Origin of the sequence: Shewanella sp. 5_MG-2023, assembly GCF_030547465.1 — a bacterium.
In the GTDB taxonomy this organism is placed as follows: Bacteria; Pseudomonadota; Gammaproteobacteria; order Enterobacterales; family Shewanellaceae; genus Shewanella.
Genome location: NZ_JAUORC010000008.1, coordinates 1 through 21,312, shown reverse-complemented (window position 1 = coordinate 21,312; position 21,312 = coordinate 1). Strand labels below are relative to the sequence as shown.

Annotated in this window: 16 protein-coding genes; 12 read left to right on the top strand and 4 right to left on the bottom strand. The window is 41.2% G+C overall.

Annotated elements, in window-relative coordinates:
* Positions 1–275: 275 nt before the first annotated feature.
* The 4 genes from Q4557_RS06025 to glpG all read left to right on the top strand — a co-directional run bounded on the left by Q4557_RS06025 (position 276) and on the right by glpG (position 3,771).
* The gene (locus Q4557_RS06025; RefSeq protein WP_303411369.1) at positions 276–1,469 is read left to right on the top strand and encodes a glycine C-acetyltransferase; all 1,194 of its coding nucleotides are present in this window, start codon (positions 276–278) and stop codon (positions 1,467–1,469) included.
* Positions 1,470–1,481: 12 nt separating this feature from the next.
* On the top strand, positions 1,482–2,507 hold the full coding sequence (gene tdh / locus Q4557_RS06020; protein ID WP_102435880.1) for an L-threonine 3-dehydrogenase: 1,026 nt from the start codon (positions 1,482–1,484) through the stop codon (positions 2,505–2,507).
* Positions 2,508–2,623: 116 nt separating this feature from the next.
* Complete coding sequence (gene glpE, locus Q4557_RS06015) at positions 2,624–2,932, top strand: thiosulfate sulfurtransferase GlpE (RefSeq protein WP_102435882.1); 309 nt, start codon at positions 2,624–2,626, stop codon at positions 2,930–2,932.
* Positions 2,929–3,771, top strand: a complete 843-nt coding sequence (gene glpG, locus Q4557_RS06010) for a rhomboid family intramembrane serine protease GlpG (RefSeq protein WP_102435884.1) — start codon at positions 2,929–2,931, stop codon at positions 3,769–3,771. The genes glpE and glpG overlap by 4 nt, the downstream gene beginning before the upstream one ends.
* Positions 3,772–3,774: 3 nt before the next feature.
* Here the strand turns inward: glpG and elbB are convergent, their stop codons facing one another.
* Positions 3,775–4,428 carry an isoprenoid biosynthesis glyoxalase ElbB gene (elbB, locus tag Q4557_RS06005; RefSeq protein WP_303411364.1) on the bottom strand — a complete coding sequence of 218 codons (654 nt, stop codon included), beginning with the start codon at positions 4,426–4,428 and terminating at the stop codon, positions 3,775–3,777.
* Between the two features lie 385 nt (positions 4,429–4,813).
* Here elbB and polA point away from each other — a divergent pair, with 385 nt between their 5' ends.
* Positions 4,814–7,576 (top strand): DNA polymerase I, encoded by a 2,763-nt coding sequence (gene polA, locus Q4557_RS06000; protein WP_102435887.1) that lies wholly within the window; start codon positions 4,814–4,816, stop codon positions 7,574–7,576.
* A 626-nt stretch (positions 7,577–8,202) separates the two neighbouring features.
* Here the strand turns inward: polA and yihA are convergent.
* A complete protein-coding gene (gene yihA, locus Q4557_RS05995; RefSeq protein ID WP_102435889.1) occupies positions 8,203–8,871 on the bottom strand; it encodes a ribosome biogenesis GTP-binding protein YihA/YsxC in 669 nt (222 codons plus the stop codon).
* Positions 8,872–9,038: 167 nt separating this feature from the next.
* Here yihA and Q4557_RS05990 point away from each other — a divergent pair, with 167 nt between their 5' ends.
* The 5 genes from Q4557_RS05990 to hemN all read left to right on the top strand — a co-directional run bounded on the left by Q4557_RS05990 (position 9,039) and on the right by hemN (position 13,935).
* Positions 9,039–9,659 carry a cytochrome c gene (locus tag Q4557_RS05990; protein WP_102435891.1) on the top strand — a complete coding sequence of 207 codons (621 nt, stop codon included), beginning with the start codon at positions 9,039–9,041 and terminating at the stop codon, positions 9,657–9,659.
* An 834-nt stretch (positions 9,660–10,493) separates the two neighbouring features.
* Positions 10,494–11,156: a methyltransferase domain-containing protein gene (locus tag Q4557_RS05985; protein WP_303411358.1), complete on the top strand. Its 663-nt coding sequence runs from the start codon at positions 10,494–10,496 to the stop codon at positions 11,154–11,156.
* Positions 11,157–11,211: 55 nt separating this feature from the next.
* Positions 11,212–11,769: a Der GTPase-activating protein YihI gene (gene yihI, locus Q4557_RS05980; RefSeq protein WP_076542043.1), complete on the top strand. Its 558-nt coding sequence runs from the start codon at positions 11,212–11,214 to the stop codon at positions 11,767–11,769.
* Between the two features lie 102 nt (positions 11,770–11,871).
* Entirely contained in the window at positions 11,872–12,333 is a 462-nt protein-coding gene (locus tag Q4557_RS05975; RefSeq protein ID WP_102436162.1) for a DUF2489 domain-containing protein, read from the top strand.
* A gap of 225 nt (positions 12,334–12,558) precedes the next feature.
* On the top strand, positions 12,559–13,935 hold the full coding sequence (gene hemN / locus Q4557_RS05970; RefSeq protein WP_076542040.1) for an oxygen-independent coproporphyrinogen III oxidase: 1,377 nt from the start codon (positions 12,559–12,561) through the stop codon (positions 13,933–13,935).
* A gap of 81 nt (positions 13,936–14,016) precedes the next feature.
* On the opposite strand, the gene add is transcribed toward hemN, so the two are convergent.
* Positions 14,017–15,012, bottom strand: coding sequence for an adenosine deaminase (gene add / locus Q4557_RS05965; RefSeq protein ID WP_102476005.1), 996 nt, complete (start codon positions 15,010–15,012; stop codon positions 14,017–14,019).
* A 226-nt stretch (positions 15,013–15,238) separates the two neighbouring features.
* Here add and Q4557_RS05960 point away from each other — a divergent pair, with 226 nt between their 5' ends.
* Positions 15,239–17,071 (top strand): DUF885 family protein, encoded by a 1,833-nt coding sequence (locus tag Q4557_RS05960; RefSeq protein WP_102436166.1) that lies wholly within the window; start codon positions 15,239–15,241, stop codon positions 17,069–17,071.
* 132 nt (positions 17,072–17,203) lie between these two features.
* The gene (locus Q4557_RS05955) at positions 17,204–18,148 is read left to right on the top strand and encodes an alpha/beta fold hydrolase (protein WP_102476006.1); all 945 of its coding nucleotides are present in this window, start codon (positions 17,204–17,206) and stop codon (positions 18,146–18,148) included.
* 114 nt (positions 18,149–18,262) lie between these two features.
* Here Q4557_RS05955 and Q4557_RS05950 read toward each other — a convergent pair whose 3' ends face one another.
* Positions 18,263–20,659 carry a bifunctional diguanylate cyclase/phosphodiesterase gene (locus Q4557_RS05950; RefSeq protein WP_241903448.1) on the bottom strand — a complete coding sequence of 799 codons (2,397 nt, stop codon included), beginning with the start codon at positions 20,657–20,659 and terminating at the stop codon, positions 18,263–18,265.
* Positions 20,660–21,312: the final 653 nt, after the last annotated feature.

Genomic DNA, 21,312 nt, shown 5'->3' with positions numbered 1-21,312 from the left:
GGCAAAAGGGATTGGCAGTATTTTAATCATAAAATACCGTTTTACTGCCACTTATTAATACTTCCCCAGTTAATGAAAGTTGATTAGTTTTATTTATCCGAAATCACCCCAAGCCCTAATCAATTTTATGTAACCACTGCGCTTAAAAAAAACGCTGTGGCCTTATAAAAATTAAGGGTAGAATGCCGACAACTCCCGATCAGAAATCAGCGCATGTTTGACTTAAACAGCCAAAGGTTGCGATTAACATAATAACCATTATTAGGAGAAATCAGGTGGCCTCTACCTCATTTTACGACCGCATAAATCAACAACTTGTCGATGTTAAAGCTGAAGGCTTATACAAGAGTGAACGTGTCATTGCGTCTGCCCAGCAAACCTCTATCAATGTAAATAGCGAAGAAGTGATTAACTTCTGTGCTAATAACTACTTAGGCTTGGCAAATCACCCTGAATTAATTAATGCTGCTAAGAATGGTTTATCAAGCCACGGCTTTGGTATGGCATCGGTTCGTTTTATTTGTGGCACCCAAGATATTCATAAGCAATTAGAAAATAGCTTAAGTGAATTTTTAGGAATGGAAGATACCATTCTTTACTCTTCATGTTTTGATGCCAATGCGGGTTTATTTGAAACTCTGCTAGATGCGAACGACGCTATCGTCTCTGATGCGCTAAACCATGCCTCTATTATTGATGGTGTGCGTTTATGTAAAGCTAAGCGTTTCCGTTATGCCAACAACGATATGGCCGATCTTGAAACCCAGCTGATTGCCGCGCAAGCTGCGGGCGCACGAAACATTCTTATCGCCACTGATGGCGTGTTCTCAATGGATGGTGTGATTGCCAACTTACAAGGTGTGTGTGATTTAGCCGATAAATACGATGCACTCGTCATGGTTGATGACTCTCACGCTGTGGGTTTTGTTGGTAAAAATGGCCGTGGCACCCACGAGTTTTGCCAAGTAATGGATCGCGTCGATATTATTACCGGTACTTTAGGTAAAGCCTTAGGCGGCGCTTCAGGTGGTTTCACTTCTGCTAAAAAAGAAGTGGTTGACTGGTTACGTCAGCGCTCTCGCCCTTACTTATTTTCAAACTCTTTAGCGCCTTCAATCGTGAGTGCATCAATCCATGTGTTAGAAATGCTAAAAACGGGTCACGATTTACGTGAAGCCGTATGGGAAAACAGCCGTTACTTCCGTGAAAAAATGACAGCAGCAGGCTTTACTTTAGCAGGTGCTGATCACGCCATTATCCCGGTAATGATTGGTGATGCTAAATTGGCAGGTGATTTTTCAAACCGCCTACTCGCTGAAAACATCTACGTGGTTGGTTTCTCATTCCCGGTGGTGCCAAAAGGCCAAGCCCGCATTCGCACCCAAATGTCAGCGGCGCACACTAAAGCGCAAATTGATAAAGCAATCGAAGCCTTTACCCGTATAGGTAAAGAAATGGGCATTATTTAGGACTCACTACACATGAAAGCACTAAGTAAATTAAAGCCTGAACAAGGCATTTGGATGGTTGATGCGCCTAAGCCAACAATGGGCCATAACGATCTATTAATTAAAATTCGTAAAACTGCCATTTGTGGTACCGATGTACATATCTACAACTGGGACGAATGGTCACAAAATACCATTCCTGTGCCTATGGTTGTTGGACACGAATATGTCGGTGAAGTGGTCGATATGGGCCAAGAAGTTCGCGGCTTTACTGTCGGCGATCGCGTTTCTGGTGAAGGCCATATTACCTGTGGCCATTGCCGCAACTGTCGCGGTGGTCGCACGCATTTATGCCGTAACACTTCAGGTGTCGGGGTAAACCGTGAAGGTGCCTTTGCTGAGTACTTAGTGATCCCTGCATTTAATGCCTTTAAAATCCCTAACGATATTTCAGATGACCTCGCATCTATCTTTGATCCATTTGGTAATGCAGTACACACCGCATTATCGTTTGATGTGGTCGGTGAAGATGTGCTAATTACCGGTGCAGGCCCTATCGGGATTATGGCAGCGGCAGTATGTAAGCACGTTGGCGCCCGCCATGTGGTTATCACTGATGTTAATGAGTACCGCCTTGATCTTGCTCGTAAAATGGGCGCGACTCGCGCAGTAAACGTTGCGAAAGAAGACTTAAAAGATGTAATGATTGAGTTAGGCATGACTGAAGGTTTTGATGTTGGCTTGGAAATGTCAGGCGTACCATCGGCATTTCATTCAATGCTCGATACCATGAATCACGGCGGCAAAATTGCCATGCTAGGTATTCCTGGCGGTGAAATGGCCATTGATTGGAGTAAAGTCATCTTTAAAGGCTTAATCTTAAAAGGCATTTATGGACGCGAAATGTTTGAAACTTGGTATAAAATGGCCAGTTTGATTCAATCAGGGTTAGATTTGTCGCCAATTATCACCCATCATTTCAGTGTTGATGACTTCCAACAAGGCTTTGATGCAATGCGCTCTGGTCAATCAGGCAAAGTGATATTGAATTGGGATTAATCGCCATATAGCGGATTTATTCTCATCTAAAAAGGGGTTGTATACGTACAATCCCTTGTCACATACTAAAGGCTCTATTGTCGTTTTTACTATCGTCATTTTTTAAAGGATTAACCATGTCAGCGTTTAAGCATTTATCGATTAACGAACTCATTCACATGCAAGAAGATGCCAGTGATGTGCAAATCGTCGATATACGCGATGCCGCCAGCTTTGCCGCAGGTAACATTAAAAATTCAGTGCATCTTACCAATGAAAACATCGCCCACTTTATGGCCGATGCCGATATGGATAAGCCATTAGTCGTGGTGTGCTATCACGGCGTGAGCAGTCAAGGCGCTGCGGGTTACCTTATTGAACAAGGTTTCGATGATGTTTATAGTCTTGATGGTGGATACACAGCTTGGAGTTTAGCTCACGTATGATAGAAATCGGCCAATTACCTAACGCTCGCGCAGCACAGGCATTCATAGACTATTTAAAAGGTCTTGATATTGAATGCCATCCCGTTGTGATTGAAACCGGGGTATCTTTGGTCGTTGAGCAACCATCTCAGGCACAACAAGCCAAATACGAGTTTGAACAGTTTAGACAAAACCCATACCAGAAGAAGTATTTACAAGCCTCTTGGGATAATGGCACCACCCAAACCAAATTAGATTATGGCTCCTCCAGTTTAGGGCTTATCCAGCAGTTTATTACTGGCGCAGGGCCACTAACCCTGATTACCTTCTTTGTTTGTGTGCTGGTATACGCCGGCATGAACCTTGGCTTTGCCAATGGCATTTTTAGCCAGTTATCCTTTTTTGGCGCTGTGCCCCAAAGTGACATTAGCCAAATATGGCGAGTGTTTACCCCCAGCTTGATGCATTTTTCATTAATGCATATCGCCTTTAACTTATTATGGTGGTGGTATCTAGGTGGCAAGATTGAAACCAAACTCGGTAGCAAGCCACTGATCATATTACTTGTCGTTGCAGGTAGTTTACCCAGTATTGTGCAATACATGATGACAGGGCCTAACTTTGGCGGCTTATCAGGCGTGGTATACGCCGTTGTTGGCTACACCTGGATAATGGGGCAACGCCAACCCCAATCAGGTATTGGCATTCCCAACAGTTACATGGGCTTTATGCTTGTTTGGCTGGTACTAGGCTTTACCGATTTACTCGGTATGCCCATCGCCAATGGTGCTCATATCGGCGGATTATTGATTGGTTTGGCTCAAGGCGCTTTTGATAGCCGTAAATCAGCCGCTAAATAACCACTAACACATCCCCAGCACTTCTGTGACCAGCTTTTTAATACCCACATTAGCCTCAGCTATGGACGTCGCCAACATATAGGCTGGGGTGGTTACCAGCCGATTTTGCTTATCAATAACGATATCAGCGCAAGTACTCTCTAAATGCTCACCACCCATTTCATTAAACGCCTGTGCGGTACCACTGTCATTACCAATGGTGCCTTGGGGGGCGTTATTAAAAATTCGCGGCAACATAATGGGTGCGATACACATAAAGCCCATTGGTTTGTTGGCGAGCACAAACTCTTGAATAAAACTTTCCACCTGTGGCTGCAGCACGCAATCACTACCTGCAACGGCAAAATCACACAAGTTTTTAGCAGCGCCAAAACCACCCGGGACAATTAAGCCATCAAATTGATCAATATTTAGCGCATTAATATCACTGATTTCACCACGGGCAATGCGCGCCGACTCCTCTAATACATTTCGCTGCGCATCCACATCAACTTCACCGGTTAAATGATTGACTACATGCAATTGATTAATATTTGGCGCAAAACAATGATAGCTCGCCCCTGCCTGAGATAAAGCTAATAAGGTTAAAACCGACTCTTGAATTTCTGCGCCGTCGAACACCCCATTTCCACTGAATAAAACCGCAATATTTTTCATTACTGATCCCTTGCCATTGTATTAATTTAACCTTTTTTCAACAAATCTATTGATCTGTTCAAAAAACATGCTAACTTAGATTTCCTCAAATCTCCTCATGGTTTAAAACTGAACTAAGAATTCAGTTAATTCAAGGAAGAATATTAAAAAGTCCACAAATTGGGAATATATTTTAAAACTATAATTCAACTCACAAAAATTATATTTACTACAACAAATCAAAGGCTTAACTGTTTTACATCCTGTCGTAGTTAAAACACACCTAAATGATTAATTAATTCACTCACAGACTTATCCACAGCCTGGGATAAAATTTGCCGTGGCCGAAAAGCCCTGTATGTGGCATTCTAGAGCCATCTCAGAATACTGAATATGAAGCCAAACTATGCCAACAATCCCCAATAACCCACTCGTCCTTGTGGATGGTTCCTCTTACCTTTACCGTGCTTATTATGCCCCACCTCATTTAACTAATTCTAAAGGTGAAGCTACGGGTGCTGTTTATGGTGTAGTCAACATGCTACGCAGCTTAATGAGCCGCTATAATCCAAGTCATATTGCGGTAATTTTCGACGCTAAAGGCAAAACTTTCCGTAATGATATGTATAGCGAATACAAAGCTCAGCGCCCACCAATGCCTGATGATTTACGTACCCAAATTGCCCCATTGCATGCCATTATTAAAGCATTAGGCTTACCATTAATCAGTATTGAAGGTGTTGAAGCCGATGACGTTATTGGCACCATCGCGCTCAAAGCTAGTCAAGAAGGTCGAGCAACCTTAATCAGCACTGGTGATAAAGACATGGCGCAACTTGTAGATGAACATGTCACCTTAATTAACACCATGACCGATACCATTATGGGCCCAGAAGAAGTCACCGCTAAGTTTGGTGTCGGCCCAGAGTTGATCATCGACTTGCTCGCCATGATGGGCGATAAAGCCGATAACATTCCAGGTCTGCCCGGTGTTGGTGAAAAAACCGCATTAGCAATGCTAACGGGGGTTGGCGGCGTCGATAAACTTATCGCCAATCCTGAGAGCGTGTTAGATGTGACTTTCCGCGGCTCTAAAACCATGCCAAAGAAAATTGCCGAAAATAAAGACATGCTGCAGCTATCATACGATCTTGCCACCATCAAAACCGATGTGGAGTGGGATAATGACTGGGATAAATTAGCCACCAAACCACAAAACCGCGATGAATTAGTTAAGCTTTATGGTGAAATGGAATTCAAGCGCTGGTTAGCAGAAGTATTGGATAATAAATCAGGCTTTAATACATCAAGCAAGTCTAACACCACAGAGGAAATCACGCCTGTCGCTGCGGCCATTGAAGTTGAATATGACACCATATTAACCGAAGCGCAGTTAACCCTTTGGATTGAAAAGCTATCAAAAGCTAAATTAATTGCCATCGACACCGAAACCACCAGCCTAAACTACATGGAAGCAAAGCTGGTCGGTATTTCATTTGCAATAGAAGCAGGTAAAGCGGCTTATTTGCCGTTAGCCCATGATTACTTAGACGCACCACAGCAACTTGCTATGGAGTACGCACTTGAGCAATTAAGACCGATTTTAGAAAATGACCAACTTGAAAAAGTCGGCCAAAACCTAAAATACGATATCAGTATCTTTGCCAATGCAGGCATCAGCCTTAAAGGTGTTCGCTTTGATACCATGCTTGAGTCCTACGTGTTTAACTCTGTCGCCTCTCGTCATGATATGGACGGATTAGCCCTTAAGTATCTTGGTCATAAAAATATTAGCTTTGAAGAAATTGCCGGCAAAGGCGCAAAACAGTTAACCTTCAACCAAATTAATTTGGATGTAGCAGCGCCCTATGCAGCAGAAGATGCCGACATCACCCTGCGTTTACATCAGCACCTATGGCCAAGAATAGAGAAAGAGCCAACACTCAGCTCAGTATTTAATGAACTTGAATTACCGCTAATCCAAGTATTATCAAATATCGAACGTCAAGGCGTACTCATTGACAGCATGCTGCTCAGTCAACAAAGTGATGAACTTGCACAGAAGATTGACGATCTTGAAACTAAGGCTTATGACATCGCCGGTGAGAAGTTTAACCTCGGCTCTCCAAAGCAATTACAGGCATTATTTTTTGATAAACTTGGCTATCCGGTCATCAAAAAGACCCCAAAAGGTGCCCCGTCAACCGCAGAAGATGTACTGGTTGAATTAGCCCTAGATTACCCGCTTCCTAAAATTATTTTGCAGCACCGCAGTCTGTCAAAATTAAAGAGCACCTATACCGACAAATTGCCATTAATGGTTAATCCGGTTACCGGGCGCGTGCATACCAGCTATCATCAAGCCAATGCCGCCACAGGACGTTTATCATCAAGCGAGCCAAACCTGCAAAATATCCCTATCAGAACCGAAGAAGGTCGCCGCATTAGGCAAGCTTTTATCGCCGCTGAAGGCCGTAAAGTATTGGCTGCCGATTACTCGCAAATTGAATTACGCATCATGGCGCATCTTTCACAAGATAAAGGCTTATTGACAGCATTTGCTGAAAATAAAGATATTCATAAAGCCACCGCAGCAGAAGTATTTGGGGTGCATTTTGAAGAAGTGACTACCGAGCAACGCCGCCGAGCTAAAGCGGTTAACTTCGGTTTAATCTATGGCATGTCAGCGTTTGGCTTGGCCAAGCAGCTAGATATCCCACGTAAAGAAGCTCAAACCTACATTGATACTTACTTCGCCCGCTATCCTGGCGTATTGAAGTACATGGAAGACACCCGCGCGTTAGCCGCTGATGTTGGCTATGTCGAAACCCTTTACGGCAGACGACTGTACTTACCTGATATTAAAGACAGAAACGCCATGCGCCGTCAGGCGGCTGAGCGCGCAGCGATTAATGCGCCAATGCAAGGCACTGCCGCTGATATCATCAAAAAAGCGATGATAAAGATCGCCGCTTGGATTGAGAACGACACTCAAGGTGAGATCACCATGATGATGCAGGTGCACGATGAATTGGTTTTCGAAGTGGATGCAGATAAAGCAGAAGCCTTGAAGAGCAAGGTCTGTGAACTGATGGCCGAAGCGGCCTCCATTGATGTGATGCTATTAGCTGAAGCAGGACTTGGAAACAATTGGGATGAGGCGCACTAGGGTTTAACGACTCACATATACACCTAAACAGATGATGAAACGGATGCGGCTAAACAGATAGTCATTGCCGAATACAAAATACCTGTAATGAAAAATTTACAGGTATTTTTTTACCTGCTTGTTTACCACTTAGTCTTTTGCACAAAAAACGCTGATAAACCCAGCATAAATTGTGTTGCTGCTCACAATATTGTTCATTTTAACGAAAAACAGTTTTTTATTTAAAGGCTAATACCGTATTATCTTCGCTGTAGGGTACAGAGGTTAAGATGTTCCATCTTTCAGACCTTTTTATTTCACTAGAAATAGTGACAAGCCGAATTATGGCGCTCCAGCATCTATATATGCTGGAGCTTTTTTTTGCCCAAAATAAATTTTAGAGCAAATACTTTAACTACATTTAAGAAACAGGTATTATGAGCTTATTGAGCGTCATCAATGAGTAGATGGCACTTGAGTCTTGTTGAATTTAGCTTCTCCCCAAAAGAGCTAATTTTTTTAACCGATAGCTATTTAGTTATCGGTTTTTTTTTGCCATTTTTCGAAACTCGATTTTTAAATGCAAAAAAGGCTACTAAGTACAAAGTCTTAATAGCCTTTTTAAACTGAATAAGAATTAGTTATTCTTATTCAGCCTGCTCTTGCGATGCTTGCTCCGCTTCAGCTTCAGTGAGCCAGCTTGGGTTACACCACTCATTTAAAATGCCTAGCACTTTAGGTTTACCAGTCCCTTTAGTAGAAGAGAAAGGTTCAACTTTAACCCAATCCCCATACTCAGCTAACTCTTTACGCACCGCATTAACTGTCTTCATTTTGACGTTTTGCGCGAGCTTATCAGACTTAGTAAGCAAAGCTAACACTGGGATTTCACTCAGCACAGCCCACTCAATCATTTGCAAATCGAGATCTTTAAGCGGATGGCGAATATCCATTAACACCACAACACCGCTTAAACAGGCGCGCTCTTGTAAATATTCACCTAAAGCTTTTTGCCATTTATTTTTTAATGCTAAAGGCACCTTAGCAAAACCATAGCCAGGCAAATCAACTAGACGACGGTTTTCTTCAAGTTCAAAAACATTAATAAGTTGAGTACGACCGGGGGTTTTACTGGTTCTTGCTAAGCCTTTTTGATCCGTTAATGCATTCAAGGCGCTTGACTTACCTGCATTAGAGCGGCCAGCAAACGCTATTTCTACTCCGGCATCACCAGGTAAGTACTCATTTAAGTGTGCAATGTCTGGCGCACTAATTAAAAACTTGGTTTTTCGAAAATCTATACGCGTTTCTGACACGATTTACTCCAATAATTTTTAGGTAATACCTTAATTATGTAAGATTTGCTTACTTTTCCACATTTTCGTGTAAAATATTACCCGGATCACAGTTTGTAGATTTTACCACGCTTGCAGGTCACCCTAGTAAGCTCAGGACAATAAATTAAACAAGAAGTTGGAACGCCATGAAAAAGTTAGCTCTTGCGCTGTCTGTATTTGCCGCTATATCAACCCCTGCAATCGCTGAAGGTAATGTGGAAGCGGGTAAAACTAAATCAGTTATGTGTTCAGCCTGTCACGGTGTTGACGGTAACAGCATTGCTCCTATTTGGCCTAAACTGGCCGGACAGCACGCATCTTATCTAGAAAAGCAATTACATGATTTCCAAGCGGCGGCTAAAAGCGGCGGCAAAGAAGGTCGTAATGATCCTACCATGATAGGCATGTCAATATCCTTATCTGAACAAGATATTAAGGATGTTTCTGCATATTATGCTAGCCAAACATTAAATGTAGCCGATGTGGCGAGTATTCCTGCTGAAGGCGAAGCCCTTTATAAAGGCGGCGATATGGATCGTGGTATCACTTCATGCATGGCATGTCATGGACCAGATGGTAAAGGCGCAGAGCTTGCAGGCTTCCCATCAATTGGTGGTCAACATGCTGATTATGTCAAAATCCAGCTAAATAAATTCCGCGATACAAATCGTAACAACGATCTCAATGGCATGATGCAAGATGTTGCTAAAAAGCTAACTGACAGTGATATCCAAGCATTATCTCAATATATTTCAAGCCTTAAGTAAATTTTACTGCTCGCGCTGACAACGACAAAAAGGGTGACAATTCACCCTTTTTTACAACCTCAAGTTTACGTTTACGTAAACTTGAGGTTATTGAGGCTTGACAGAGATCACTCTTTTAGGGTTAAATAGCCCCGTACCGAAATGAACCCAACTGTCAGAACAAAAATATCAATTCTATCTCACAGATTTCGGCTACGTTTACATTTAAGATATAAGAATAATATTTACCAATAACAATAATATAAATAAGACCACTCACTAAAAATAATAAGAGTAGTGATTTCAGCTTGAAGTCCAGGTCATATAGAATTTGTAAGGATTAGACCGAATGGTCGACACGCTTAAATAGCACTCCCTTACGCAACAGAGATAAAACCCCATAAGGACACTACTTTAAGGATTAAAGTAGCGGCAAAGGAAGCTAATTGCTTAGGATGCACTTGCGGAGGCTTGATATCACTGGACGGTACTTTAAACATGGATTGTTTACTAATGTCATTGAAGACAACTAGGAAATTGATGTGTCATTGAAGACCATCTACGGAAGCTGTGGTCAGGACGGCAACAGGATTTAAATAAAGTGTCATTGAAGACCGATAACAACTAAAAAAGCATGGAAAGCGCTAAAAACAAGAAGGATACTGACCGGGATAGTCACATAGCAAGTACGGATACTTGGAATCAGAATATAGTGTGATAAGCACTGTTTTACGAGGTGGCAGTTTACTGCCACCTTTTTTTATTTCCGCTTTTTGTAATCACTTTCATAATCAACCTAAATCTGCTATTGATTGATATATATCTTTGTTTTTGTTCAGGTGCCTGCTTACTTCAATGATAAAATGTCCCTTGTGCCGTTATCGTGCTGAATTTTTTCTACAAGATAAAAAAAGAGCCTTTTACCGCTGCGATCAATGCGGCCTTGTTTTCGCTAACCCCCAATCCCACCTTATGCCGGCAGCGCAATTACAGCGTTATGGCCGAGCCAATAAAGCCAGCAAGCAAAAGCAACTAATTCAATTTATCAAACCCTTGCTGTCACAGATAAGCGCCCAGCAAAGTGGTTCATTGACAGGGCTCAATTTTGGCAGGGTGCTAGACAAAGCCAGCCTCGACAAAATTGAACACGCGGGTCACCGCCTTTATCAGTACGACCCATTTGTTAAAGCCAATCAACAACTTTTCAATCAGCAATACGATTTCATTTGCTGCTATCGGGTACTAGAGCATTTCCAGCAACCAGGTAAAGAATGGCAATTACTGTCAAAATTGCTAAAACCTGGTGGATGGTTAGCAATAAGTACGTCTTTAATGACTGATTTAAATCACTTTTCTAAATGGCATTTCAAGAATAACCCCACTCACGTTAGCTTTTATCAGCAACAAACTTTCGAGTATTTGGCACAACACAGCGAATTTACGCTATTATTTGCAGCAAAAGAGCTCGTATTGATGCAAAAAACATCAAAGTCTGATATAAAGCGCATCCTTATTTAGTGCAAGGTGGATATGAATCCGTCTAGCCAAATTTTACAACCTAATGAGATCACCAATGGCTCGTAGTAAAAAATCGCGCAAGGGCGGCGAAAATGGCCCTAAACAAGCACCAAGAGTCAAAAAGTCTGAGCGCAAAGTCATCGGCGGCAAGAAGAATGATTCTGGTCGTAAATCAGGTAGCCGTCATAACGAAGCCCTGATTGAAAAAGAATCACCACATGTGAAAACGCAAAAAAATAATGACCCTCGTCATGGTAGCAAGAAGCCTGTTGCGTTATCGATTGCACCAGCTAAAGAAGCAACTGTTGCTGCTAGTGCAAAAGTGAAACAGCCTAAACTGACTGACGAGCAAAAATTATTAAAGCTTGAAGAAGATCCAAGGTTTAATGACTTGCTTGATTTGCTAGAAGAAGGCAAAGACTTAGCCGCTGACGATCAGAAATGGTTAGATAGCCAATTATCTAAAATTGAATCGCTGATGGAAAAATTAGGCATTTCGGATGCTGAAGAATTACCAGCACCAGCCGCTCCGAGTAAAAAAGCCGCTTCAGATGATGATTTATATGAGCGCTTTGAAACAGGCGCGGATGTATTAAAAGACTACCAGTCTTAATCATTACTACTTTTAAATGGCATATCTATTTCAGATATGCCATTTTTCTATTTATTCTAAACTAAGCCTTATTCAAGCCTAACATCACTTTAAGGATAAACTGTGTCTAGCATTGTTATTGTTGTCGCTGTCATCATTGTATTACTTTTAGCTTCTTACGCCGGATACTTGCTATTACAAGTCAAGAAACAACAACAGGCATCACTAGCAGCCAGTAAGCAGCGCACAATAGAAGCCAGAGCCAAAAAACAACAAGTATTAGATGATATCAAGTATATCGCAGCAGCCATGTTAGAAGAGCGCTGTGAGCCTTCTGAAGGGGTAATGCGAATCGCTAAGTTATTTGATACCTTATCCATGTCTGAAGCAATGGCCGTTGAATTCCCGCATATCTTCGAGCATTACGCCTGTATTAAAGATCATCCCATAAAAGATGCACGCAGCGCTTTACCTAAACAGCAGCGAATGAAATTGGACTTAGCCAGAATGAAATCTGAAGCAAAGTTAGAACAAAGCTTGCTTGAAGACGCTAAGAAGTTGAAACAGTTTCATTTCATGCATTAATAACCGACAGTTTTTAACAAATCCCTTAGTTATAAGACAGATAACAGCCTCAACATGGATATTGAGGCTGTGAGCTATGCCACAAATCTACCTAAATGCTAACTTTTCCTGCAAAAATGCACCTAATTGCTAATGAGAAATTTCAAATTTACAACGTAGATCAAGGTTATTTGTTAAAGATACTTGCATACTTCGTACATTGCTAATTTACCCGGAGGACACGCCTTGAAGCAGCCCACACAAATAAGTTGGGATCAGTCAATGATCGAAAAGTATAACTACAGTGGTCCACGCTATACGTCGTATCCAACGGCTTTAGAATTTGACGATACTTTTACTGAGCAAAATCTACTTTCAGCGATTGAAACCAGTAAAAGTGACAAACTGTCTTTATACATCCACATCCCATTTTGTGCCAAGCTTTGTTATTACTGCGGATGTAATAAAGTCATTACTCGTCATGCACATAAAGCTGACCAGTACATTGAATACCTTGCAAGTGAAATTGTTAAGCGTGCCCCGTTATTCAAAAATTACACTGTGACCCAAATGCATTGGGGTGGCGGTACACCTACATTCTTAAACCCAGAGCAAATCTTAACCTTATCAAAGCTGATTAAAAGTCATTTTAATTTTGCTGATGTTGGCGAATTCTCTATTGAAGTAGACCCTCGTGAAATCGAATTAACCATGCTTGATACATTAAAAGAAGCTGGCTTTAACCGTATTTCTATTGGTGTACAAGATTTCAATAAAAAGGTACAAGTTGCCGTAAACCGCGAACAAGATGAGCAGTTTATTTTTGACTTAATGGCTAAAGCAAAAGACATGGGCTTTGTATCGACCAACGCAGATTTAATCTACGGTCTACCGCACCAAACCCCTGAAACCTTTGCAGAAACCATTAAGCGTGTGATTGAGTTATCACCGGATCGTTTGTCTATCTTTAACTATGCGCACTTACCATCTCGTTTTGCCGCTCAGCGTAAGATTAAAGATGAAGATATGGCTTCGCCACAGCAAAAGCTAGATATGTTGCATCAAACCATTGAATCATTAACCGGTGCAGGTTATCAGTTCATTGGTATGGATCACTTCGCTAAGCCAGATGATGAGCTTTCAAAGCTTCAAAATGCCGGTAAGCTTCATCGTAACTTCCAAGGTTATACCACTCAGGAAGAATGTGACCTATTAGGTTTAGGTGTGTCTTCAATTAGCCAAATTGGCGATTGTTATGCCCAAAACCAAAAAGATATCCGTCCATACTACGAGTCGATTGACGAAAAAGGTCACGCATTATGGAAAGGCTGTAGCTTAAATCGTGACGATGAAATTCGTCGTGTAGTGATTAAACAAATGATTTGTCACTTCGACCTCGATTTAGCCAAAATTGAACAGCAATTTGATATTAATTTTGAAGAGTACTTTGTTGAAGATTTAAAACTGCTACAAACCTTCATTGATGATAAATTAGTTGATATCACAGACCGTAAGCTTACCATTAGCCCTACCGGTCGTCTGTTGATCCGCAATATCTGTATGTGTTTTGACGTTTACTATCGTCAAAAAGCACGTCAGCAACAGTTCTCGCGAGTGATTTAGTTTTTACTATCACGCAATAAAAAACCGCTGATTATCAGCGGTTTTTTTATGTTTATTTTCAGCTAAACAGGTAGGAGCTAACTATAACTTTGACGCGTATAGCGCCTTGCGTTCACTGCCTGATAAAAAGGCCATTTCAACACCATTACGTTGCACTTGCATCAGCTGAGCATCAGTTAAACCCAGTTCTGACTTAGCGATACGATATTCATGCTTGATATCAATCGCGCTCACACCAGGATCATCGGTATTAAGACCAATTAATACTCCAGCATCCAGAAACTGAGTAAATGGATGAGCATCATAATCAGCCACAGTTGAAGTATGTAAATTACTTGTCGGGCATGACTCGATTCCAATAGAGTGCTTAACTAAATATTCCATCAACTTAGGGTCGTGGATAGCATTTACACCATGGCCAATTCGAGTAGCACCCAACTCTTGAATTGCTTGCCACATGCTCTCGCTACCGGCCGCCTCACCGGCGTGGGCTGTGATCTGTAAGCCAGCATCTCTCACTCGCTTAAAGTGTTCATTGAATAGCTCACCAGGGAAACCTAGTTCATCGCCAGCTAGATCCATTGCCACCAAGCTATCTCGATGCGCTAACAAGCCATCAAGCTCTAAGCGGCATTTCTCTTGTCCAAATGAGCGCGACAAAATGCCGATTAAGTTAACCTTAACATCATAATCTTTCATGCCAGCTTTGACGCCATCAATAACGGCCTCAACCACGCCTTCAATCGGTAAGTTATGACTCATTGCCATGTAATATGGGCTAAAACGCAGTTCAGTGTAATCAAGCCCTGATACTGCCGCGTCTTCAACATTTTCATATGCTACGCGTTTTACAGCATCTAAATCAGCTAATACGCCCACCATCCAATCCAGCTTAGTCAGGAATGCCACTAAACTATTTTCTTTGCCTTGAATTTGAACAAAGGGAGCCAACTCTGCAATTGAGTTAGCAGGCAGTTGAATACCATGCTGATGGCCAAGCTCCCAAATCGTTTTGACCCGCACGTTGCCATCTAAATGACGATGCAAATCAACCAGCGGAATGGATGTATTGATCATTTTTGCCCCCTATTGAATTTTTGAGCTAAATGTGTTTTTTATTTTATGAACACCCAGCAAGCAAAGTTTAACACGCATCGACAAAAAAACGACCTTAGCAGCAACTAAATTATGCAATCAGTAACAATTATGTCGATGAATTTCACTAGCGAGCATATGATTGAATTGCTATGTTGTGGCTTAGTTAGCTAAATTTGTTATTTACCAACGTTTAAAGGAATTTCCCATGCGAAAGCTCATACTGCCAGCATTAATCATGCTTGCCATATCTGGCTGTAAAATGACTTCAGGTTCTAAAGCTCAATATTATTTAGGCGTTCCCGAAAAAACTGAAACCCCAACTCAGGTAAAAGAAACGGCTACAGCGGCAGTAGTAGAAAATATGAGCCTGAAATCAATTATTGATAACGCTTGGCAAGTAGACTTGGATTACTCGCCGACATTGGCCTATTCATTAGGCGATAAGTCAAAGGCCGATAAATTAGCTGATTTATCACCAGAATCCTTAGCCCAAAAGAATCTACGTCAGAAAAAGCTACTGGCATCATTAAAGCAAATTGATCCGGCCACCCTGTCAAAAACCGACAAAATTAATGCACAGTTATTAGCGTACCAACTGCAAAACAGTGTTGATATGTACAACTTTAAAGATCATTACTTACCGATAACGGCCGAAAGTGGTTTTCATGCTTACATCGCCTCAATCGCTAATGGGCGCTTTAATAGCGTTGAAGATTATCAAGATTATTTAGCAAAACTTAATGCCTTACCCACTTATTTTGCCCAGCAAACATTTTGGCTAAAACAGGGCTTAAGCAGTGGTATTACCCCAGCAAAAGTAACCTTAACCGGTTTTGAGCAAAGTATTAGTGCCTATATTGTCCCTGTTGAAGACAGCGGTTATTACAAACCCTTCACTCAATTTCCCGATCACTTTAGCGAGTCTGAAAAACGGCAATTAACCCAGCAAGGTCGAGATACTGTTGAGCAAAAAGTGCTACCGCTGTATCAAGATTTTTTCGATTTTATGACTGAAGAATATATTCCTAATGCCCGTATTGCGATTGCCGCAAAAGAGCTACCTAATGGCGAGGCTTTTTACCAAAACCGCGTGGCCTATTACACCACCTTAGCCATGACAACCGATGAAGTTCATCAACTGGGTTTATCAGAGGTCGCCCGAATCAAAGCAGAAATGGAACAAGTCATCAAAGAGGTAAAATTTGAAGGCAGCTTTGCTGAATTTCTGCATTTCTTACGCACAGATCCACAGTTTTACCCAAAGACAGCTGAAGAGTTATTAAAAGAAGCTGCTTATATCGCTAAAAAAGCAGATGCTGCTTTGCCTAAACTTTTCGCCACCTTACCTAGAACCCCTTATGGCATTAAACCAGTACCGGCTGAAATCGCCCCTAAATACACTACGGGACGTTACTCTGGCTCAAACCGTGATGATGATCCAGGCTACTACTGGGTCAATACATACGCCCTCGATAAACGTCCGCTATATGAAATGGAAGCATTAACCTTGCATGAAGCAGTACCTGGGCATCATTTACAGATCTCGCTAAATAAAGAGCTAACAGACTTACCCGACTTTAGACGCTTGAGTTATATCTCGGCATTTGGCGAAGGTTGGGGATTGTACTCAGAGTATCTAGGGTTAGAAGCGGGCTTTTACCAAGACCCATACAGTAATTTTGGCCGCTTAACCTATGAAATGTGGCGGGCAGCACGTCTTGTGGTCGATACTGGTATGCACGCAAAAGGCTGGAGCCGTGAGCAGGCCATAGAGTTTATGGCCAGTAACACCGCATTATCACTACACAATGTCACCACCGAAATTGACCGTTATATTTCGTGGCCAGGACAAGCACTGTCATATAAAGTTGGTGAATTAACCATAAAGCGTTTACGTAACAAAGCTGAAGTTGCATTAGGTGAAGACTTTAACATCCGTTTATTTCATGATGCATTGCTAGAAAATGGTTCAGTTACCATGGCGATCCTAGAACAAATGGTTGACGAGTTCATTAGCGAGCAGCAACGAGCAAACTAATAATAGACACTCATTAGAGAGCTAAATTGCCATTTAGCTCTCTATAACCACCTTCCCCATCAGTATCACTGTTTGCTACACTGCCAAGGTTTACATCCAGCCAAACCCTAGTCCTATTTCTTAAAGCTTAAGGTGATCGATTTGTCTTTTTCGTCAGAGCAACAACTTAATAATGATGAGCAGCAACAATTTTGGCAAGCGGTAACGCAAGCCAAACTACGTCAAGACAATGCCGATATTGCCTATGCTTTTGTTCGAAATCCAACCACCAACAAAGCAATTGTCATCAGTAGTGGCAGGGTTGAATGCTATTTAAAATATAAAGAGCTGATGTTCAATATATATCAGCAAGGCTATAGCGTTTATATTCTCGATCATCGCGGTCAAGGCTTGTCATCACGCAGTCAAAAAAATAATCACCAGGGTCACATTGATAAATTTCAGACTTATATCGATGACTTTCATGTTTTTATCAAGCAAATTGTTCAGCCCCAAGCACATGATGCTCTATATCTTGTGGGCCACTCAATGGGGGGAACCATAGGTACTTTGTATATGGGCCAATACCCAAGCACATTTAATGCTGCGGTGTTTTCAGCCCCCATGTATGGCATCAACTTGCCAATGAATAAAGGCTTTATTCGCTCTTTAGCCAAGCTGCTAAATACTTATACTGCAGACAAAGAGCCCAACTATGTTATTGGTGGTAAAAACTATAATGCAACCAGCTTTGCTGACAATGAGCTAACCCATAGCCAAAATCGTTATCAAGCCTCTATCGCGCTGTTTGAGCAGAATCCACAAATTCAGTTAGGCTCGCCCACAAACAACTGGCTATTAGAAGCTATAACAGCAGCTGATAACGCAACCCAAGTGGCCGCAACGAGTATCAAGCCCATTCTTATTTTGCAAGCGACTGAAGACACCATTGTGGATAATGCAGCCCAAGATAGAGCGGAAAATAACTTATGCCAGCTACAAAGGATACACAGCAGTCGGCATGAGATATTTATGGAAGTAGATGAGGTACGTAACCAAGCACTGACAAGTATGTTCGCTTTTCTTGAGCAATACTAATTAGCAGCTATTAATAGCAATTATACTAGCGCCATTGATATTAGTGCCATTAACACTTTAGAAACCCTGATGACTGTCTGAAGTTTGGGAAGTCCAGTTAACTTATAACTTAAACTAACTAAATGGTACTTTCCAAACCACGCTCAGGTTAATTTCTGATTCTAATAAGTGTTTAATGTCTTGTTGGGATAGCGGCCTACTAATTACAAAGCCTTGAAACAAATTACTATTAAGATCGCTCAGTAAACTCAACTGCTGACGATCTTCAATGTGCTTTACTACGACAGGATAATTTAACTGTTTGGTCATATTAATAAGTGAGCGGAATATCTTTCGCGCCTCTTTTGAACTAACAATATCATTAATATAGCCAGTAGCCAGCTTAACCTGAGCAAAATGAATACCATTAAAGCGATGTAACGGACATAAACCTGATCCAAAATCATCGATAGCGACTCTGACACCGGCCCGCTGTAGTTTTAAAATTTTATTTTTTGCAGTGATAGGATTAATAGAAAAGATATCTTCCGACAACTCCAATTGGATTAAATTAAAATTAACGCCTCTTTCTGCAATCTTGTTAAGAATAACATCAACAAACATATCTTGATGAAAATGCCTAGAAGAGACATTAATTGAAAAGCACGGGCAATTTAAATTCGCAGCTTGTAAGCTCTTTATAAATAAGCAAACCTGACTTAACATCCATAATTCAAGTTCAAAAATCGTGTTAGAAAGCTCAGCAACTGGAATAAATTGCTTCGGGCGAATAAAACCTAACTGAGGATGATGCCAACGCATCAATACTTCAACACTTTCGGTATTGCCATGTATATCTACTACAGGCTGATAAACCAAGGATATCTGGCCAGCCTTAATCGCTAACTTTAAGTCCCGTTGTAATTTCAAGGGTTCATTGTGGCTAGCATCCAACAGTAAACTATGTAGCACACAGCTATTGGTCTTACTTTCAATAGCTTTGCATAAAGCTTTATCTGCACGAGAAAGTAACTGACTCGGTTCTAAAGATTCTTGGCCATCAAAAACCACCATTCCAATTTGAGTAAAAACTGAAACATCTTGTCCAGATATGCTGAAACTACGGCCAACCACTTGGCGAACTTCACTTGCTAACGCTAACGCACGTTTATTGGCATGCTCTAAATTATTACCTAAATTTTTTGCTGCAATAACAAATTCATCATCTCCCAGACGACTTAACAAACAGCTATTTGAAAAACTCCCAGCAAGCCTTGCTGAAATCTGCATAAGTAATCGATCAGTGAGTTGCTCACCTAACGCTTCATTTACTAACTTAATGTTGCTTAGATTAATGACTAGCAAGCTGCAATGTTGATTACTTTTACGCGCATAAGCTTGAAGGTCAAACAATTCGTTAGCTAACGCTTCCCGATCAATAATATCTGACACCCCAACATGACTTTGCCTTTCTACAGTAATCTGTTGGTTTTCAAGTTCAGAAGAAACATCGTTTATCGAACCTATGACTCTTATTGGCTTACCCAGTTCATCCCACTGGATAATTTGACCTCTATCTAACACCCAAATGTAATCATTCGCCTTAGTTAGCATCCGATGAACACTTTCGTAATTGCGAGTTTTACCTTGCAGATAATTATTAAGTGCTGCTACCACTGCTTTTTTATCATCTGGATGTAACAAAGCTTCCCAGGCTTCATAGGAGCTAGCGATATCATCGGATTGATAACCTAATATTTCTTTCCAGTGATCTGATAAGAAGACGCCATTGGATATAGTATCCCAGTCCCAAATACCGTGTTGATCTGCATTAATAGAATATAACCAACGCTGCTCAGCATTAGTCAGTCGTTGATTGCTTTCGGCTAAATGTAGCCCTACTTGAACCAATGACTTATTGAGCCAATATAACTCATCGACAAAGGTAGTCACCTTAGTCGATCCCCCTTTAGCATTGACAATATTTTGCGCATTTTTAGTTAAAGTTCTAATAGGCTTAATTAGTACCAAATATAACCCTAAGCAAAAAAGTAGCACAATTATGCCACCAATTGCCCAAATATAAATAAAGCGTTTTTGGAGGCTGTCTGCAGCCTCAGCCATCAATGAGGAGATATTGTACTCAACATAAATCACATCTACCGCGCTAGAATAACTATATTTATCTGAGGCATTGATAGGATAATATGCTTGTATAGAGCCACGCTCTAAATTGGTTTGAATCAGTGGGCGTTTATTGCTTACCGCTTGTTGATGGATGTCATTGATGTAACCATCAATAACATTAGTAGCATTACTGTCACGCCATATGACATGATTAGCGAAGCGAATTTGGCTAGAAGCATCTAAAATGACATAAACCATCATATTGCTATCTATAGCAGTAAGAGAAACCTCTTGTTCAATTCTTGAAGTGTCTTGATTAGCTAACGCTGACTCAATGACATGCGTCATCCGATACAATTCTTTCTCAATGTGCTTAGATTCATTAGCCGCCAATTGAGAATGCAACTCTTCTCTTTCATAGTAAAACTCCCCGCTGACTAATAGAAAGAACAGGGCGCTTATAAAAAAAGGCACTAAGAATGATAGTGAAAATAAAGGTCGCTTTGACAAGGCTACACCGTTGATTGCTAATAAAATATTTGACGCATTAATAACATACTAAAGACGACAGAGATCAACAACAGCTAATCGAAAATATACCATCAATAAACTTCAGCAACGTAAAAACTTCTGCACAGTTGCACCCTTGGCAAAACACACTTTGTTTGGCGCGACTTAGTGGACTAGCCTTACTATGATCTATTGTTCACTGACATAGCATTATTCAGTCCGTTAGCCCTAAAGATAACCCCTGCTTTTACATGGGTACTGCCCACACTTGCCTTAAGTAATAATATTCAGCAGCTAATGACTCAGCAATCAACATCAGGAATTGTTGTCTTTTACCCCAACTACGAAAAAAACCTGACTGTTAAGTCAGGCCTTTATCGACTCTCTTACGAGAGATATTAGGCGCTTGGCAATGACCTACTTTCACATGGGCATTCGTCCACACTCATCGCTCACGCTGATATGTTGCAACTAATAACTCAAGTTATCAGCGTTAGGATTTATTCTTTTGCCCCAAACGAAAAAAGCCCTGACTGTTAAGTCAGGGC

Coding starts and splice junctions, on each gene's coding strand:
- Q4557_RS05990 (WP_102435891.1), top strand. CDS start 9,039: ATGAAAAAGTTAGCTCTTGCGCTGTCTGTATTTGCCGCTATATCAACC.
- yihI (WP_076542043.1), top strand. CDS start 11,212: ATGGCTCGTAGTAAAAAATCGCGCAAGGGCGGCGAAAATGGCCCTAAA.
- glpE (WP_102435882.1), top strand. CDS start 2,624: ATGTCAGCGTTTAAGCATTTATCGATTAACGAACTCATTCACATGCAA.
- Q4557_RS05960 (WP_102436166.1), top strand. CDS start 15,239: ATGCGAAAGCTCATACTGCCAGCATTAATCATGCTTGCCATATCTGGC.
- Q4557_RS05985 (WP_303411358.1), top strand. CDS start 10,494: ATGATAAAATGTCCCTTGTGCCGTTATCGTGCTGAATTTTTTCTACAA.
- add (WP_102476005.1), bottom strand. CDS start 15,012: ATGATCAATACATCCATTCCGCTGGTTGATTTGCATCGTCATTTAGAT.
- polA (WP_102435887.1), top strand. CDS start 4,814: ATGCCAACAATCCCCAATAACCCACTCGTCCTTGTGGATGGTTCCTCT.
- elbB (WP_303411364.1), bottom strand. CDS start 4,428: ATGAAAAATATTGCGGTTTTATTCAGTGGAAATGGGGTGTTCGACGGC.
- tdh (WP_102435880.1), top strand. CDS start 1,482: ATGAAAGCACTAAGTAAATTAAAGCCTGAACAAGGCATTTGGATGGTT.
- glpG (WP_102435884.1), top strand. CDS start 2,929: ATGATAGAAATCGGCCAATTACCTAACGCTCGCGCAGCACAGGCATTC.